This window comes from Peptostreptococcus russellii, assembly GCF_900110295.1.
Lineage (GTDB): Bacteria > Bacillota > Clostridia > Peptostreptococcales > Peptostreptococcaceae > Peptostreptococcus > Peptostreptococcus russellii_A.
Genome location: NZ_FODF01000020.1, coordinates 1 through 17850 on the forward strand (window position 1 = coordinate 1; position 17850 = coordinate 17850).

The following is a 17850-nucleotide window of genomic DNA, read 5'->3' on the forward strand; positions in this document are numbered from 1 at the left end:
ACAAATTGACCGACAAAGATATAATAGAAGCTGTAGAAAAATTGTAGTTGTCAAATTTTAATAAAAAAAGAGATGATATCATCTCTTTTTTTATTGTTTTTAAAACAACTTCTAAGAATACAACAAAATTTGATATAATATGTATAAGAAAATAATAAAAGATAAAAATATTACAAAAAATTTGTTTAGGGGAAATACACTAAAAATGGATATAGATGAAGTCAGAAATATTTGCAGAAATATAGCAAAAGAATATGGATATGAGCTAGATGTTGTAGTTGAAGAAAATGAAAAAATACGCTCTACTCTAGGAAGAGTAAAGTTTGAAATGGAAAATGGAAGATATTGTCCCAAGAAAATAGAGTTTTCCAAAGAGCTTCTAAGGGGAGATAGAGATCTTATATTAGATATAATAAAACATGAGATGGCACATTTTCTAGTACTAAAAGAAACTGGAGAAAATCATAAACACGATAATGTCTGGAAATCATATGCCTTGAAACTAGGATGTAGACCTAAAGCTACTGTTAAAGTAGATTCAAGAGATACTTCAAAAGAAAAGTATAAATACATAGCAAGATGCAAAAAATGTGGCAAAGTAGTCGCTAAGTATAAGAGATTATCAAAAGTAATAAAAAAACCATCGAATTATAGATCAAAATGTTGTAATGAAAAAATAAGTGTAGGCATTTATGATATAATATAATAGAATAAAATTATTTTTAGGAACTAGCAAGATTAAATGAATAATGATTAAAAAGGAGAGAGTGATATGATTATAGTAAACACTGATTATTACAACGATAAGGAATTTGAAATGCTAGGTCTTGTAAGAGGAAGCACTATACAGACTAAAAATATCGGAAGAGATATTAGTCAAGGATTTAAAACAATAGTAGGCGGAGAATTAAAATCATATACAGATATGATGAATAAGGCAAGAGATATTGCCACAGAAAGAATGATAGAGGAAGCAGAAAGATTAGAAGCGGATGCCGTTATAAATGTAAGATATACAACTTCAGCAATTATGCAGGGAGCAGCAGAAGTTATGGTATATGGAACGGCAGTTAAATTTTTATAGATAGATATAAAGTCCTAGTTATTTAGCTAGGGCTTTTTTTTGCAAAAAATAAATAGACTTTACATGAACTTTACAAATATTTAATATGTCTATAATCTTTTTTTGTTAATATGTGTTTGTACGAATAAGTGCTTTAAAAGTACTTTAAAGTATCGGAATAATATTACTAGCATTTAATTTTAGGAGGAAAAAATGAAGATTAACAGAAAGTTTATGAGTGCATTATGTATAGCAGCAATAGGGGCAAGTACATTATTATTTACAGGCTGTGGAAACTCTGAAGAGTCATCTTCAGGAGCTTCTTCTGATGAAATTCATGTAGTTTCAAGAGAAGATGGTTCAGGAACAAGAGAAGCTTTCTCAGAAATAACAAAGCTTATTGTTAAGGACGGAGATAAAAAAACAGATAATACAGTTAAGGACGCAATAATTCAAAATTCAACTGAATCGGTAATGTCAACTGTATCTACTGATAAAGATGCCATAGGATATATTTCACTAGGCTCTCTAAATGATAAGGTTAAGGCTTTGAAATTAGATGGTGTTGAAGCGACTGATGCCAATATAAAGGCAGATAAATATGCTTTAGCAAGACCTTTTTTAGTAGCTTATAAGGAATCTCCTGATAAAGTTACTCAAGATTTTCTAAATTATCTTCTATCTGATCAGGGACAGGAAATAGTTGCTAAAAATGGATATATAGCTCTTGAAGGAAAGGGTAAATATGAACCTTCAAAGTTAAAAGGTCATATAGCAGTATCTGGTTCTACAAGTGTTACTCCATTAATGGAAAAGATAGTTGAGCAATATGAAAGTCTAAACCCAGATATAACAATTGATATTCAGTCAAATGGATCAAGTGCAGGTATTACAGACACTATAAATGGTGGAGCTAATATAGGTATGAGTTCAAGAAATCTCAAAGATGACGAAAAAGCAAAGTTAAAAGAAGAAAAAATAGCTATAGATGGAATAGCTGTAATAGTAAATAAAGAAAATAAATTAGATAATATATCTTTACAGCAGTTAAATGAAGTTTATATAGGAAAGATAAAAGAATGGAGCAAATTAGCTCAGTAGATAAAATAAATAAAGAAATTAGTTAGATTTTTTAATCTAGGAGAAATATAAATTTAAAAGATACAGGAGAAAAAAATGAAGGGTTTTGAAAAAATAATGAGAAACATATTCATCATTTCTTCCCTTGTGAGCGTAGTATCTATAATAGTAATCTCAGTATTTATATTTAAGGGTGGCCTACCTTTCCTTGAGGAATATGGACTTTTCAAGTTTATTTCTGGACAGGTTTGGTCACCAAGTAATTCTCCTTCTGAATATGGAATTTTCCCAATGATTTTAGGAACTTTGTATGTAACAGGAGGAGCATTGATTATAGGTGTGCCAATTGGAATACTTACTGCAATTTATTTAGCAAGATTTTGTCCAGATAGATTGTACAAGGTTTTATCACCTGCAGTACAGCTTATGGCAGGTATCCCATCTATAGTTTACGGTTTTTTCGCTTTAAACTTAATAACACCTATTATAAGAGATATAAAAGGAGATGGATTAAGTATATTGACAGCGTCAATATTATTGGCGATCATGATACTTCCAACTATAATCACTCTTTCAGAAGCAAGTATAAGAGCAGTACCAAACTCTTATTATGAAGGAAGTGTAGCACTAGGGGCTAATGATGAAGAAAGTGTATTTAAGGCTATAGTTCCTGCAGCAAAAAATGGAATAATGGCTTCTATAATACTTGCAATGGGAAGAGCAATAGGGGAGACAATGGCGGTTTTAAGAGTTTGTGGAAATCAGCCGAGAATAGCGGATTCTATATTTGATGGAACTAGAACTCTTACTACAAATATAGCAATGGAAATGTCTTATGCAGAAGGGATGCACAGAGAATCACTGATAGCAACAGCTTTAGTCCTATTTGTGTTTATACTTATAATTAACTCCATATTTATGTTTCTAAAAAGGAGGGATATGAGTTGTTAGAAAAAGACACATACAAGGCAATAGTTGGCAAAGGAAAATCTTCTGCAGCTATTATAAACAGATCTGGAGAAATGGTAAATATTAATCCAGATGAAGTAAAGTCAGATAATAAAAATAATAAATTAGCTTCAGTTTTTAAGAATAAAAAGAATTCTAGAAAAAATTATAGAAAAATACTTACTCAGTTGGCATCTGCAATTACTTTTGGAACATTGCTTCTGATAGTAGTGTATATATTAGTAAAGGGCATACCTAATCTAAGCCCAAGTCTATTTGAAATGAAATATACAACTCAGAATGTATCTATGATGCCAGCAATTATCACAACTTTGTATATAGTGGTATTAGGGCTTTTAGTATCTGTTCCAATAGGGATATTTACTGCTGTATTTATGGCAGAATATCTGGATTCACAGAATATTTTTGTTAAGATTATAAGACTTGCTACAGATACTCTATCAGCAATACCATCTATAGTATACGGACTATTTGGGATGTTGTTTTTCGTATATTTTTTAAATATGAAAAACAGTATTATGGCTGGATTTTTGACAGTGGCTATAATGGTTCTACCTGTAATAATAAGATCTTCAGAAGAGGCCTTTCTGAACGTTAGAAAAGATTATAGGTGGGGCTCATATGCGCTTGGAGCAGGTAGGTTGAGGACTGTGTTTAGAGTTGTCCTTCCCGCTGCACTTCCAGGAATACTTTCTGGGGTGATACTTTCAACAGGAAGAATAATCGGTGAATCAGCTGCACTTATCTATACATTAGGTACATCTACAAAGCTTCCGACATCACTGTTTCAGTCAGGAAGAACATTGTCCGTTCATATGTATATGTTATCCGGGGAAGGTATGTATGTAGATCAGGCCTTTGCAACAGCAGTAGTAATTCTCTTTATGGTACTTTTACTTAATGGAATAAGTAGTTTTATAGGGAATAAAATAGCAAAGCGAAGTGCAGGAAGTAAATAAAACCTTGGATTTTAAAATATATTAAATAGTAGCTTTTAAGTCCGGAAATCGGGCTTTAAGTTCTATTAAGAAAAATAATACAGGAGATTAATATGAAATTTGATATAAAAAATATGAATCTTTTTTACGGTGATTTTCACGCATTAAAAGATGTAAATCTTGAAATTGAAGAAAAAGAAATTACTGCATTTATAGGTCCTTCAGGATGTGGAAAGTCTACTCTTTTAAAGAGTCTAAATAGAATGAATGATCTAGTAAGAGGGTGCAAAATAGAAGGAGATATACTTCTAGATGGCGAGGATATTTATGCGAGTAATGTAGATGTAAATAACCTTAGAAAAAGAGTAGGAATGGTATTTCAGCAGCCGAACCCCTTTGCTATGAGCATATATGATAATATAGTGTATGGTCCTAAGACTCATGGTATAAAGAAAAAAGCAGAATTAGAGGAGATAGTAGAAAGAACATTAAAAAATGCTGCAGTATGGGATGACCTAAAAGATAAGCTTCACAAATCAGCATTGAGTCTTTCAGGAGGTCAACAACAGAGACTTTGTATAGCAAGAGCCTTGTCGGTAAATCCTGAAGTGATACTTATGGATGAGCCTACATCAGCACTTGATCCTATTTCAACAGGAAAGATTGAAGAGTTATGTATAGAGTTAAAGAATAAATATACTATAGTGATGGTTACTCATAATATGCAGCAGGCACTTAGAATATCTGATAAAACAGCATTCTTTTTAAGTGGTGAGATACTAGAATATGATGAGACTCACAAGTTGTTTACTACACCTCAGAATAAGAAAACAGAAAACTATATTACCGGAAGATTTGGTTAGGAGATAGATATGTTAAGAAAAACTTATGATGAAGAATTAAAAATACTATTTAATAAGCTTGTAGAAATGGGAGCTTTGGTAGAAGAACAAATACAAAATTCACTAACAGCTCTTAAAAATAGAGATGAAAAATTAGCAAGTCAAACAATATTTGCAGATGAACTTGTAAATAAGATGCATAAAGAAATTGAAAAAGACTGCTTGAATCTTATTTTACATCAGCAACCAGTGGCTATGGATCTGAGAAATATATCTGCTTGTCTAAAGATTGTAACAGACCTTGAGAGAATAGGAGATCATGCTCAGGACATAGCAGAAATATCTATTTCCTTGGGAAATAACAAATTAAATAATGAACTAGATGAACTTAATAAGCTATTTGATATAATAAAGGTAATGCTAAAGGGTGCAGTTGATTCATTTGTAACTTCAGATATAGAACTTGCCCTTAAAATAAAAAAAATGGATAATACAATAGATTACCTATACGCAGAATTCAGAAAAAGGGCTATAATGTCTATAAGAGAAAGTCCTACATTTGCAGAAGAATGGGTGGATATTCTACAGGTGGCAAAATACTTAGAAAGAGTAGGAGATCATGCAGAGAATATAACAGAATGGGTTGTATTCTCGGTAACAGGTGAATATGTAGATTCTTTAAAGAATCCAAAAAGAATGAGGGATTAAATTGATTTTTTGTGTAGAAGATGATAAGAGCATTAGAGAACTTATAATTTATGCCTTAAAGGGACAGGGCTTGAAAGTAATGGGATTTGAAAGTGGAGAGGAAATGTTTGAAGAACTCAAAAATATAAAACCAAAACTTTTCCTTTTGGATATTATGCTTCCAGGAATGGATGGAATGGAGATACTTGCCAAACTAAATAACGATAAAAATTATTTTGATGTACCCGTAATAATGCTTACAGCTAAGGGAAGTGAGTATGATAAGATCAATGGTCTAGATTCAGGGGCTGATGATTATATATCCAAACCTTTCTCTGTTCTTGAAATGGTTGCAAGAGTAAGAGCTGTTCTTAGAAGAAATGAAAAGTTATCTAAGATCGGAGATAATAAGGAAAATAGAGAAATATTGAAATCTGGAAATATAGAGATAGATACGCTATCAAGAGAAGTAAGGGTAGACAATGAATCTTTAAATCTTACTTTCAAGGAATATGAACTGCTAAAAATACTTATAGAAAATAAAGGTATTGTAATGAGTAGAGAAAGATTACTTGAAACAGTATGGGGGTTTGAATATGAAGGTGAGACAAGGACAGTAGATGTTCATATAGCCTCTCTAAGACAGAAATTAAATGAAAGCTCGAAGCAGTTAGCTACAATAAGAAATGTAGGATATAAGATTGAAGATATGTAGATTTTAAAAGATTAACTTAATATAGTAAGATAGTCAACACCTGATGATGTACCTACAAAATATATTTGTAAAGGAGAAATGCATGAAGAAAAAAATTCTCTTAGGAGGTACTTTAATCACTTTTATTGCTGTCTTTGCAAGTATGTGTATCGTTGTGTTTTCACAGCATAAGGAAAATGTAAATGGAATAAATAGACACATGAATCTTATACTGACTAATTTGTCACAAGAGATGAATGATACATATAGAGAAAATAGAAGCAAAGGACTAGAGAGTTTTGATATAAAGGAAGATATAAAAAAAATAGAAAATGTCCAAAGATTTGAAGATCAGTATAGGTTTACATGGATAGACAAAGACGGAAAGGTTTTATATGATTCGTCAGCAGATGAAAGCAAGATGGAAAACCACTCACAAAGAGAAGAGTTTATAGAGGCAATGAGAGATAAAAAGGGTGCTTCTAAAAGATATTCTAAGACTCTATCTAGGGAGTATAGGTATCGTGCATATAAAACAGCAGGTTCAACAGTTATAAGGGTGTCAACGGATATTGTATCTCCCTTTAGGCAGTTATTAGAAAGTCTTCCTATGGTCGTATTTATTACATTAATAGCTACTTTTATTACAATGATAGTCCTATCCAGAATACTTAAAAGTAGTTTTAAAGATGTAGAAAAAGTGGCTAGAAATATTAATGATGAAATAAGAAATGACTCTGAAATAGAATACTATGAAGTAGATGAAGAACTACTTCCTCTTGTAAAGATAATCAATAAACAAAAGGAAGAGATTTCATACTATGTTAAAAATCTTGAAGATAGAATAACAGTAACAAATGAAATTCTTGATAATATGAATGAGGGTCTTATTATGCTGGATCAAAATGACAATATATTAGTTGCAAATGGTGCAGCTATTAAACTTTTAGATGTGCCTAATAATAAACATATAGATTCTCACATAATATCTCTTGTAAGGGATAGAGAATTTATAGATGCAGTTAGAAGTAATGAGAAAAATACAGTACTTTTAAATAAGAACGAAAAGTATCTTAATATATTTATATCACCACTTGTAGATTCAGAGGATATAGTAAGTGGAAAGATAGTATTTATTTTAGATAATACTACAAATTATATTGAAGAAAAATATAGAAGAGAGTTTTCTGCTAATATATCTCATGAATTAAAGACACCTCTTACAAGTATCAATGGTTACGCTGAAATGATAGCAGCAGGTCTTGCAGATGAAGACGATATTAGAGCTTTTGCAAATACTATTTTAAAGCAGGGAAGAAAGCTTCTTGAATTAATAGATGATATAATAAAGCTTTCTAAACTTGATGAGAAAGCTAGTGTTTCCATTGAAAAGAAAGAGCTTGATGTCGATAGTGTAGCAAATTCAGTTATAAAAATGCTTGAACCAATGGCATCTGAAAAAAACATAAATATAAGTTATCAATCAAAGGGAAAGCTTATGTTTAAATCAGTTGAATCTATGTTAGAGGAAATACTATATAATTTGATGGTAAATTCAATAGACTATAATGTTGATGGTGGAAAGATATTTTTAGATATTGAAGACCTAAGAGACCAGATAAAGATTACAGTAAGAGATACTGGTATTGGAATTAGCAAAGAAGATCTTCCAAGGATTTTCGAAAGATTTTACATGGTAGATAAGTCTAGAAACAAGACTAACACAAATTCAACAGGATTAGGTCTTGCAATTGTAAAGCATATAGTAATAATGTTAGGTGGAACAATTGAAGCAAAAAGCAAATTAGGTGAAGGAACAAGCATGGAAATTTTACTGAATAAGGATTAATAATAAGTTTTAGTTCTTATTTAAAGAAATTAGATATTGTTTAAATATCCAATAAAAGCCCATAAGCAAACTCATATAAATAATTTAGAAAGAAACGCCGCGTACCCTCCCCCGTAAAGGGATTGCGGTGTTTCTTTTTTTATATATTTTCAATCTAGTCTTGTGCTAATTTGAGAAAATAAAAGCTTTAAAAATCACTAGAAAGTTTTGAATCTACAATTTTCTTAATTATAGTATAAAGCTCTTTGAAGCTATAGGCTATATAGTCCGGTTTGTATAAACTTGATTCATTAGTGTAATTTCTCCTATTAATCCAAATTGTATTTAAACCGTATTTTTTTGCAGGTATAATATCTAGTTTTATAGAATCACCTATGAAAAATACTTTATCATTTTTAGAGATATTCATTTTATTGCAGGCAAATTTAAGAATTCTACAGTCCGGTTTATAAAATCCCACATCTTCAGATATAAAGGTGTATTTTTTCTTTATAAATCTTTTCAGACCAAGGTAGTTGTATTTTTGCATCTGTTCTTTATGTGGTCCATTTGAAACAAGACCCATTTCTATATTATTTTCGGAAAGCAGTTTAAGACTTTTTTCAACATATGGATTCAAACGTATAAACTTTTTCTTACTTAAGTAAAGTAATTGAAATTTAAGAGCCTCTGAGTCGCTGATTATTATATTATGATCTCTAAAAGCATTTTTAGCTCTATAAATACACATTTCTTCCATAGTAATTTCACCGAGAATTGCTTTTTCATAAACCATATTGTTATATTTTCTAAAATCAAGGAAAATACTGTGAATGTCCTCTACTTCACTAGGAAACATTTCTTCAAAAGCCAATCTAAAAGGATCTTCAAGGTCATAAAGAGTATCATCTATATCAAATAAAAAAAACATATAAACCTCCTAAATTAATTTTACAAGAGACACTAAATATATATTTGTGTCTCTTGTAATTCTATTTTATAACAAGTGAAAATTTAATAAAAGGGAATAAAGAAAATATAAAAACACTATAGGAAATTCATTCTGTATTCATATAATAAAGTAATAATAAAAGGAGTATAAGAACTGCAATATGCAAGTTGTAGTTTATGAAAATATAAGATATTCTATAGATAAGAGGTGATTAATATGAAGATATTAGTAGTTGAAGACGAGAGAGATCTTAATAATATAATTTGCAAAATTTTAAAGAAAAACAGCTATAGTGTAGACGCCTGTTATAATGGACAAGAAGCAATTGATTATATAAAAATAAGTGAATATGATTTGATAATATTGGATATTATGATGCCAATCATGGATGGTTATAGTTTTTTGGAGTTTATAAGAAATGAAAAAAATACGACACCAGTGTTAATTTTGACAGCAAAAGATTCAATTGATGATAGAGTCAAGGGTCTTGATAAAGGTGGAGATGATTATTTAATCAAACCCTTTGATTTTGAGGAACTTTTGGCTAGAGTGAGAGCTCTTATAAGAAGAAGATATGGAAATGTATCCAATGAAATAAAAGTAGATGACTTGATTATAGATTGCTCTAAAAAATCTGTTACAAGAGCTGGAAAAATAATAGATCTAACGGGAAAAGAATATGAAGTTTTAGAGTATCTTATGCAGAATAAGGAAAAGATACTTACTAGAGATCAAATTTTGGAACATGTTTGGGATTTTGAGTACGATGGAGCTTCTAATATAATTGATGTTTTAATAAAGAATATAAGAAAAAAAATAGATATAGGAGATTCAAAGTCGATAATACATACTAAAAGAGGGGTAGGTTACACAGTTCATGAATAGATTGAAAAAATTTAGAATCAGAGAGCTTCCTATAACAGTATCTATTACTATGTGGTATTCATTTTTTATAGTGGCACTACTCGCTATTATGATTTCAGTATCCTTTTATGCAACTGATCATTTGATTGAAAATATAAGTGAAAAAGAACTTGTAAAAAGTGTAATAAAAGTTTCCAGTGGAGAAGATGATTTCAAGGCATTTGATGATGGAATTTTCTTTATTAAATACAGGGGTAAAAGAGAGATTGAAGGAAGTGTACCGTCTGCATTTGATTCTAATCTAAGTTTTAGTAATTCTTTGGTAAAAGAATACGAAAATAACAAGGATAATAAGAAATATATATACTATGATAGATATGTGGACTATGAAAAAGGCAGAGTTTGGATAAGAGGTGTTGCACCGATAACTTCTATGTATAATATATTTAGATATTTTCCATATTTAATTGTATTATTTAGTATATTAGTAGTATTAATAGTGATTATAGGTGGTTATAAAATAGTTAAAAAGGCATTTAAGCCAGTTAGGACAATAACTCAGACTGCTGAAGAAATAGGAAGAAGTAAAGACTTTTCCAAGAGAATAGATTTGAAAAACAGAAAAGATGAAGTACATAATCTTGCTAGAGTTTTTAATGAAATGTTAAATTCTTTAGAGGGAACATATTTAAGAGAGAAACAATTTAGCTCAGATGTTTCTCACGAACTAAGGACACCTGTTTCAGTAATATTGGCAGAAAGTCAGTATGCACAATTATGTGAAGATGATAAAGATGAAATGATGGATTCACTGAAAGTTATAAATAGGCAGGCTGAAAGAATGAAGCTATTAATAAATCAAATAATGGAAATTTCGCATATAGATAGCATAGAAAAAATTAAAAATGAAGATATAAATATTTCTAAAGACATAGAACTTATGTTAGAGGATTATAGAAACTACTTAGAAATAAATAAAATAAATATAATAACAGAGATAGAAGAAGATATTCATATAAGTGGTGATGCGATATTATTTAGAAGAATGATATCAAATATTCTTTCAAATGCTATAAAATTTACAAAGGATACAATAAAAGTAAGTGTTAAAAGTATTTCTGAATATTGTCTAATAGAAATAGAAGACAATGGTTTGGGAATAAGTAAAGAGAGTTTAGATAAAATTTGGGACAGATTTTATCAAGAAGATAAATCTAGAAACAAGGAGAATAATGAGGGACTAGGTTTAGGCTTATCATTTGTAAAAGAAATTTCAAAGCTACATAAGGCTGATTTATTTGTAGAAAGTGAAGTAGGCAAATACAGTAGATTTATAGTAAAAATCAAAAAAATATAAGAGGGTTTAAGACCCTCTTTTTTTATAAAAAATTTATAATTTTTTTTTCATTCATTTAGCATTCATTTTACTAACATATAATTCAAGTATAGAAAAAAGAAAAGATAAGTTATTTTATATTATTGAAAGGAGATATTAAAATGAGAGAAATAAGTAAAAAGATTTTAGCAATAACATTGGCAAGTGTAGTTTCAATAGGAGGTATATCAGCTTTTGCAATAAGTAATGCAGAAAAGTCTAATCAGACCGTAAATGCTAGCAATACAGATGTGTCTTCAAGTGCTACACAAAAAACAGAAAGACAGGGAAATGGTGGGGGAAATAATTCTCAAAAACAAAAAAATGGAAATTCAGGAAATCAGAATAGTGGTCAAAATGACAAGAAAAATTTAACTGAACCTGAAATAGAAAAGATAGCTTTAAGCCAGGTAGAAAATGGAAAAATAATGAGTATGAAACAGAAACATAAAAGAAATAGAAGTGTTTACAAATATGAAATATCAGATGGAAAAAATATACACGAAGTAAAGATAGATGGAAATACTGGAAAAGTTTTAGAAAAGGAATGTGATTACGAAGAGCTAGATCCAGATGGTGCAGATGTAAAAATTAAAAAAGCTGAAGCAGAATCAATAGCTAAAAAAGAACTAGGTAATGGTACTATTACAGAGATAAAATTGGAAAAGAAGAGAAGATGTTTAGTCTATGAAATAAAGATGGAAGACAATAAAACAGAAAAAGAGATTAAGATAGATGCAGAGACAGGAAGAATTATAAAGAAAGAGATAGAGAATAACGATTAATATATCGAAAATTAAATATTAATAAATATAAAAAATACAGCTTATAATATTAATTATAAGCTGTATTTTTATTTTAAAAGATTCTATTTGTAATAGCCAAGTTAAATTAAGCAACTGAACAGTAGAAGAAATGGGGCAGCTATTAAAGATTAGTTAAGAAAAGAAGCGTATACTCTCTTGAAAATAAAAGAAAAGTAAAATGGAGGTATAGCTATGCAGAATCTAGAAAAGTTTATAAATATGCTTATTGGTGAATTTGACAACTCTGATCAGTATGAAGATATGAAAAAAAGAGGGATAGAATTTCCATTTGCAAAACATATAAATACTGCTTGCAATGGAAAAATAAAAAATTTACCAGATGATTTCAAGGGAGTATTTATGGTAGAAGAAAGCTATTATACTACAAATGGAAATACACATTCATCACCTCATTTGTTTTTGTTTACAGAAGAAGGTGAAGATATAGTTCTTTCATCTTATGAAAGTCCTGAAGGATATGATAAAAATACATTTACATATAGAGAATTAGGCGAAATAGATTTTAATTCTTTAAAGAAATCCACTAAATTTACTCCAGCAGTATATAAAGAAAAAGATGGAGTTTGGGAAGGTGGAAGTGAAAGTATGTTTTCACCAGTATTGAAGTTTAAGCTTTTTGAAAGATTTTCTAATGAAAAGCTAGAAGTATCTGAATCAATGGAAATGAATGGTAAGAGAACATTTGGATATGATGAAGCAATAGTATACAAAAGAGTGAAATAGCATCTAAAACTAGAAGCAGAATATATACTTACTAAAATAGTATTTCGATATAAGAACTAAGAACAATATATATAGTTTAATTTAAGTTTATAAATATAAAAAAGCTAACAGTTTACGTTAGCTTTTCTTCTTAATAAAAATAATTTTAATACATTTGAAAACCAATAATTTTTTAAAAATTAATTTTCTTTTTCAATAAGTTCACAAAGCTTTTCAAAGATAAAGTCTTTAATTGGCATATCTTCAAACATAGCATTGTCATCTGCGTCGAAATAAATTTTAAAGAAATTCATAACAAGCTGACCATCGATTATATAGTATGGGTCAAGATGCAATGGGGCTATATGAACTATTATTTTTTCCTGCTTTATGTCAGGGTATTTTTCATTTAGTTTTTCAACCATATCGTCAACATTAAGGACTTTTACAGGTTGAGCCATTTTAGTTGCAAGTGATACATCATCTGCAATCCACATATTTTTGCTCCAAAATCTTTTTTCAGGTTTAGTAGCTGCAGATAGAAGCTCTCTATTCTGTATAGCACTTAAAACCTTTCTTATAGATTCTTCTGAAAACTCAGGACTCTGAACTAACTTCATAGCATCCATATTTGCTACGTCTACGAAGAAGCTTTCCATTACTTTTTCTCTATCGGCTACACTGCTCCAATAGTAAAGCATAGATTCAACTACTTCTAAGTTTAAAATTATATTTTTTAACATATCTGAAAACCTCCCACTAAATATTTAGAGCATAATTAAAAAATCTAGTTATTTATAAAAATATTTAAAAGTATTTATAATTTTCTAATAAAGATTATTAAAAAATTTAACTATGCAAAAAACACTGAATAAATTTCTTAAAATAAGCCAGATTTATAAATATTTAAAAAGCTCTAGAAAATGTTTTCAATATACTTTATTATAGTACATTTTTTAAAGAATATACAGTAGATAAGGCAACAAAAATTTTTGTTGACCAATAAATTAAAAAACACTTGTATTTTGTGATATAATATAATACTAGATTTGTTTAAAATAGAGAGAAAAAAGAGATTCAGAGTATATATAGATTTAGTATGTAATTGGAGTAAAATATATAAATATTTAAGAGAAAATAATTGAAAAGCTAGGAGGTAATATGTTTATAGATGATACAATAGCAGCTATTGCTACAGCCCCTGGAGAGGGTGGCATTGGCATTATAAGACTTAGTGGTTGTGATGCACTAGATATAGCAGAAAAAATCTTCAGACCCTTCTACAGAGAGTCTATAAGGGATTATGCTAATAGAACTCTAATATATGGAAATATAGTAGACGGCGAAGATGTAATAGATGAAGTATTATTGGCGTATATGAAAGGACCACATTCATATACAGCGGAGGATGTGGTTGAAATAAACTGCCATGGTGGATTTATTTCGGTAAAAAAAATATTAGAACTCACTTTGAAAAGCGGTGCGAGAATGGCAGAGGCAGGAGAGTTTACTAAGAGAGCCTTTTTAAATGGAAGAATAGATCTTTCACAGGCAGAGGCTGTAATAGATATTATAAATGCAAAGACTGATAAATCTCATGAAATAGCTCAAGAGCAGTTAGAGGGAAGTCTTTCTAAAAAGATAAGAGGTCTTAGAGATAAAATAACTGAAGTTTTGGCACAGGTTGAAGTTGCCATAGACTATCCTGAAGAGGATATTGAGTTTATAACTTATAAAGAATTAATAGAAAAAACTGAGTATATAAAGTCTGAAATAGTAAAAATGTACAAAACTGCAGATACAGGTAAAATTTTAAGAGAAGGTCTAAAAACAGCAATACTTGGAAAGCCCAATGTAGGTAAGTCATCACTTATGAATTCAATATTAGGAGAAAATAGGGCAATTGTTACAGATATTCCAGGTACTACAAGAGACGTAATAGAAGAGTTTGTAAATATCAAGGGAATACCGTTAAAGATAGTGGATACTGCAGGTATTAGAGAAACAGACGATATAGTAGAAAAAATAGGTGTAGAAAAGTCGATAAAACACCTTAAATCATCAGATCTTACACTTGTAGTTTTAGATACTTCAAGAGAGTTAGATAATGAGGATATTGAGATTCTGCAAAATATAGATAGAGAAAAAGCAATAGTTCTTCTAAATAAGATAGATCTTGAGCCTAAGCTAGATTTGGAAAAAGTGAAAGAATATGTAGACGAAAAGAATATAATAAATATATCAGCACTAAAAAGTGAAGGTATAGATTTGATACATGATAGAATCGAGGAAATGGTATTTAGTGGAGAAATATCAAACTCAGGTGAAGTCATGATTACAAATTCAAGGCATAAAGATGCTATATACAAGGCTATGACATCGATTGAAGATTCAGTAAGAGCACTTTCAGATCATATGTCTTATGATTTTATAGAAGTTGATTTGAGAGATGCATGGGATGCTTTAGGACAGATAAATGGAGATACAGTAAATGAAGATTTACTAGATACTATATTCTCAAACTTCTGTATAGGAAAGTAAGGATTGAAATTTTAAAAATAAATATTTAGAGCAAAAACTAGAAAGATTAAGCCTATAAAAATAATTAATCTTATAAAAAATAATAGGATTTTAGAAATAGATCATATAAAAGAAAGGAAAAGTATGGATAGATTTGAAGCTGGAAATTATGACATAATTGTAGTCGGTGCAGGACACGCAGGATGTGAGGCAGCACTGGCTTCAGCAAGAATGGGTATGAAGACACTTATGATTACTCTTTCTCTTGATTCAATAGCCGCTCTACCATGTAATCCTTCAATAGGAGGAACAGGGAAGGGACAGCTTGTTAGAGAAATAGATGCACTTGGTGGAGAAATGGGGCTAAACATAGATAAAACTTTTATACAGAGCAGAATGTTAAATACTGCCAAAGGTCCTGCAGTGCATTCACTTAGAGCACAAACAGATAAAAACCTTTATCACAGGGTTATGAAAGAAACTATAGAAAATCAGGAAAATCTTGATTTGGTAATGGATGAAGTAGAGGAAATACTTCATGAAGGAAAAGTTGTAACAGGTGTAGCAACTAGATTAGGGTGTATTTATAGAAGCAAGATGACAATACTTGCAACTGGAGTATATCTTCAGTCTACAATATTTATAGGGCATGATACCTTTAAAGAAGGTCCAAATGGAATGGCGTATGCTAAAAAGCTAACAGACAGTCTAAAGGATCTTGGTCTTTCAATGAGAAGATTCAAAACTGGAACTCCTGCAAGAGTTCACAGAGATAGCATAGATTTTTCAGTAATGGAGCCTCAAGAAGGAGATGAAAAGATTAGTCCTTTCTCATTTATGAATGAGGATTTGGAAAAAGATCAAATCACTTGTTATTTAACTAGAACAACTCCAGATACAAAGAAGTTAATACAGGATAATATTACAAGAAGTGCTATGTATAGTGGAAATATAGAGGGAACAGGACCTAGATACTGCCCTTCAATAGAAGATAAGATAGTTAAATTTGCTGATAAGGAAACACATCAGTTATTTATAGAGCCAGAAGGCTTAGATACAAAGGAAATGTATGTACAGGGAGTATCTACAAGCTTCCCTGTAGATATGCAGGAGAGAATGTATAGAACTATAAAGGGGCTTGAAAATGTAAAGATAATGAGACCAGCATATGCTATTGAATATGATTGTATCGATCCTACACAATTAAAGCAGAATCTTGAAATTAAAGGTGTAGAAAATCTATTTTCTGCTGGTCAGTTTAATGGAACTTCTGGATATGAAGAAGCAGGTGCGCAAGGTCTAATAGCAGGTATAAATGCAGTTCTTAAGATAAAGGGAGAAGAAGCTTTTATAATGGATAGATCAGAAGGTTACATAGGGGTTTTGATAGATGATCTTGTAACAAAGGGGACTAATGAACCATATAGAATGATGACATCAAGAGCAGAATATAGACTTTATCTAAGACAGGATAATGCAGATATGAGACTTACTGAAAAGGGATACCAACTAGGTCTAGTAACTGAAGAAAGATATAATAGATTTTTGAAGAAAAAGTCTGAACTTGAAGATGAAATAGAAAGATTAAAAAAAGAGAGAATTACTCCTAAGGAAGTAAATCATATACTTGAAGAAAGAAATATAGCAACTCTTAATAATGGTCTTTCGCTTTATGAATTTTTAAAGAGACCAGAAATTGATTATTCAATGCTTGAACTTACTGGAAAGCAAAGTCCAAAAGATATATCTGATGAAGTGAAGAATCAGGCAGTTATAATGATAAAGTATGAGGGCTATATAGCAAAGCAAATGAAACAGATAGAGCAGTTTAGAAAACTTGAGAAAAAGAAACTAAGAGAAGATATGGACTATTCAAAGATAGATGGATTGAGACTAGAAGCCAGACAGAAGCTAGATAATATAAAGCCAACTTCTATAGGACAGGCTTCAAGAATATCAGGTGTTTCACCTTCTGATATATCGGTTCTTTTAATATATCTTGAACAAAAAAGAAGAGGAAATAAAAATTAATTAGATAAGTCATTAAAAAGTATATTATAAAATAAGTTAATTTTTCCAGAATATAAATTTAAAATAAAAGTTTATATTCTGGAACTAACTATACTGTAATGCCAAAAATCTAAAATATAGGGGTTCTATGAAAGGAGAGAGTTTATGTCACAAGAAAACATAGACCTACTTAAAGAAGGATTAGAAAGTTATGATATAGATGTAAATGATACTATGCTTGATAGATTTGAAAAGTATAGAGAAATATTAGTTGAATTTAACAAGCATATGAATTTAACTGGAATTACTGAACAGAGAGAAGTTTATATCAAACATTTTCTTGATTCAGTTGCAGTTTTTAAATATGGCTATATAATGGATAATTTGTCAATAATAGATGTTGGCACAGGTGCAGGTTTTCCAGGACTTCCATTTAAAATAGCAAATCCTACTGTTGAGCTAACACTTTTAGATTCTCTTAATAAGAGAATTAACTTTT

General features: G+C 30.1%; 18 protein-coding genes. 16 read left to right on the forward strand and 2 right to left on the reverse strand.

Features of this window, described 5'->3' with window-relative positions:
• Positions 1–205: 205 nt before the first annotated feature.
• The 9 genes from BMY82_RS07990 (at position 206) to BMY82_RS08030 (ending at position 8122) form a co-directional block, all read left to right on the forward strand.
• Positions 206–706: a SprT-like domain-containing protein gene (locus BMY82_RS07990; protein ID WP_180366760.1), complete on the forward strand. Its 501-nt coding sequence runs from the start codon at positions 206–208 to the stop codon at positions 704–706.
• Positions 707–772: 66 nt separating this feature from the next.
• Positions 773–1084: a YbjQ family protein gene (locus BMY82_RS07995; RefSeq protein WP_091976031.1), complete on the forward strand. Its 312-nt coding sequence runs from the start codon at positions 773–775 to the stop codon at positions 1082–1084.
• 192 nt (positions 1085–1276) lie between these two features.
• On the forward strand, positions 1277–2164 hold the full coding sequence (locus BMY82_RS08000; RefSeq protein WP_091976032.1) for a substrate-binding domain-containing protein: 888 nt from the start codon (positions 1277–1279) through the stop codon (positions 2162–2164).
• A 75-nt stretch (positions 2165–2239) separates the two neighbouring features.
• Entirely contained in the window at positions 2240–3094 is an 855-nt protein-coding gene (gene pstC / locus BMY82_RS08005; RefSeq protein WP_091976033.1) for a phosphate ABC transporter permease subunit PstC, read from the forward strand.
• A complete protein-coding gene (gene pstA / locus BMY82_RS08010; RefSeq protein WP_242938949.1) occupies positions 3088–4071 on the forward strand; it encodes a phosphate ABC transporter permease PstA in 984 nt (327 codons plus the stop codon). Before pstC ends, pstA begins: the two co-directional genes overlap by 7 nt.
• Before the next feature lie 92 nt (positions 4072–4163).
• Complete coding sequence (gene pstB / locus BMY82_RS08015; RefSeq protein ID WP_091976034.1) at positions 4164–4913, forward strand: phosphate ABC transporter ATP-binding protein PstB; 750 nt, start codon at positions 4164–4166, stop codon at positions 4911–4913.
• Positions 4914–4922: 9 nt separating this feature from the next.
• Positions 4923–5600, forward strand: a complete 678-nt coding sequence (gene phoU / locus BMY82_RS08020) for a phosphate signaling complex protein PhoU (RefSeq protein WP_091976035.1) — start codon at positions 4923–4925, stop codon at positions 5598–5600.
• Position 5601: 1 nt separating this feature from the next.
• Positions 5602–6294 (forward strand): response regulator transcription factor, encoded by a 693-nt coding sequence (locus BMY82_RS08025; protein ID WP_091976036.1) that lies wholly within the window; start codon positions 5602–5604, stop codon positions 6292–6294.
• A gap of 82 nt (positions 6295–6376) precedes the next feature.
• Entirely contained in the window at positions 6377–8122 is a 1746-nt protein-coding gene (locus BMY82_RS08030; protein ID WP_180366761.1) for a sensor histidine kinase, read from the forward strand.
• Positions 8123–8309: 187 nt separating this feature from the next.
• Here the strand turns inward: BMY82_RS08030 and BMY82_RS08035 are convergent, their stop codons facing one another.
• On the reverse strand, positions 8310–9032 hold the full coding sequence (locus BMY82_RS08035; protein ID WP_091976038.1) for an HAD family hydrolase: 723 nt from the start codon (positions 9030–9032) through the stop codon (positions 8310–8312).
• A 237-nt stretch (positions 9033–9269) separates the two neighbouring features.
• Between BMY82_RS08035 and BMY82_RS08040 the strand changes: the two genes are divergently transcribed.
• The 4 genes from BMY82_RS08040 to BMY82_RS08055 all read left to right on the forward strand — a co-directional run bounded on the left by BMY82_RS08040 (position 9270) and on the right by BMY82_RS08055 (position 12842).
• The gene (locus BMY82_RS08040) at positions 9270–9938 is read left to right on the forward strand and encodes a response regulator transcription factor (RefSeq protein ID WP_091976039.1); all 669 of its coding nucleotides are present in this window, start codon (positions 9270–9272) and stop codon (positions 9936–9938) included.
• Complete coding sequence (locus tag BMY82_RS08045) at positions 9931–11274, forward strand: HAMP domain-containing sensor histidine kinase (RefSeq protein WP_091976040.1); 1344 nt, start codon at positions 9931–9933, stop codon at positions 11272–11274. The genes BMY82_RS08040 and BMY82_RS08045 overlap by 8 nt, the downstream gene beginning before the upstream one ends.
• Positions 11275–11414: 140 nt before the next feature.
• A complete protein-coding gene (locus BMY82_RS08050) occupies positions 11415–12077 on the forward strand; it encodes a PepSY domain-containing protein (RefSeq protein WP_091976041.1) in 663 nt (220 codons plus the stop codon).
• 213 nt (positions 12078–12290) lie between these two features.
• Complete coding sequence (locus tag BMY82_RS08055) at positions 12291–12842, forward strand: hypothetical protein (RefSeq protein WP_091976042.1); 552 nt, start codon at positions 12291–12293, stop codon at positions 12840–12842.
• 179 nt (positions 12843–13021) lie between these two features.
• Here the strand turns inward: BMY82_RS08055 and BMY82_RS08060 are convergent, their stop codons facing one another.
• Complete coding sequence (locus tag BMY82_RS08060) at positions 13022–13564, reverse strand: TDE2712 family protein (protein ID WP_091976043.1); 543 nt, start codon at positions 13562–13564, stop codon at positions 13022–13024.
• Positions 13565–13982: 418 nt separating this feature from the next.
• Between BMY82_RS08060 and mnmE the strand changes: the two genes are divergently transcribed.
• The 3 genes from mnmE to BMY82_RS08075 all read left to right on the forward strand — a co-directional run.
• Positions 13983–15362: a tRNA uridine-5-carboxymethylaminomethyl(34) synthesis GTPase MnmE gene (gene mnmE, locus BMY82_RS08065; protein WP_091976044.1), complete on the forward strand. Its 1380-nt coding sequence runs from the start codon at positions 13983–13985 to the stop codon at positions 15360–15362.
• Between the two features lie 123 nt (positions 15363–15485).
• Positions 15486–17372 carry a tRNA uridine-5-carboxymethylaminomethyl(34) synthesis enzyme MnmG gene (gene mnmG, locus BMY82_RS08070; RefSeq protein ID WP_091976045.1) on the forward strand — a complete coding sequence of 629 codons (1887 nt, stop codon included), beginning with the start codon at positions 15486–15488 and terminating at the stop codon, positions 17370–17372.
• A 144-nt stretch (positions 17373–17516) separates the two neighbouring features.
• Positions 17517–17850 (forward strand): 16S rRNA (guanine(527)-N(7))-methyltransferase RsmG (locus BMY82_RS08075; RefSeq protein WP_180366762.1); only part of this gene is annotated, 334 nt, incomplete at its 3' end.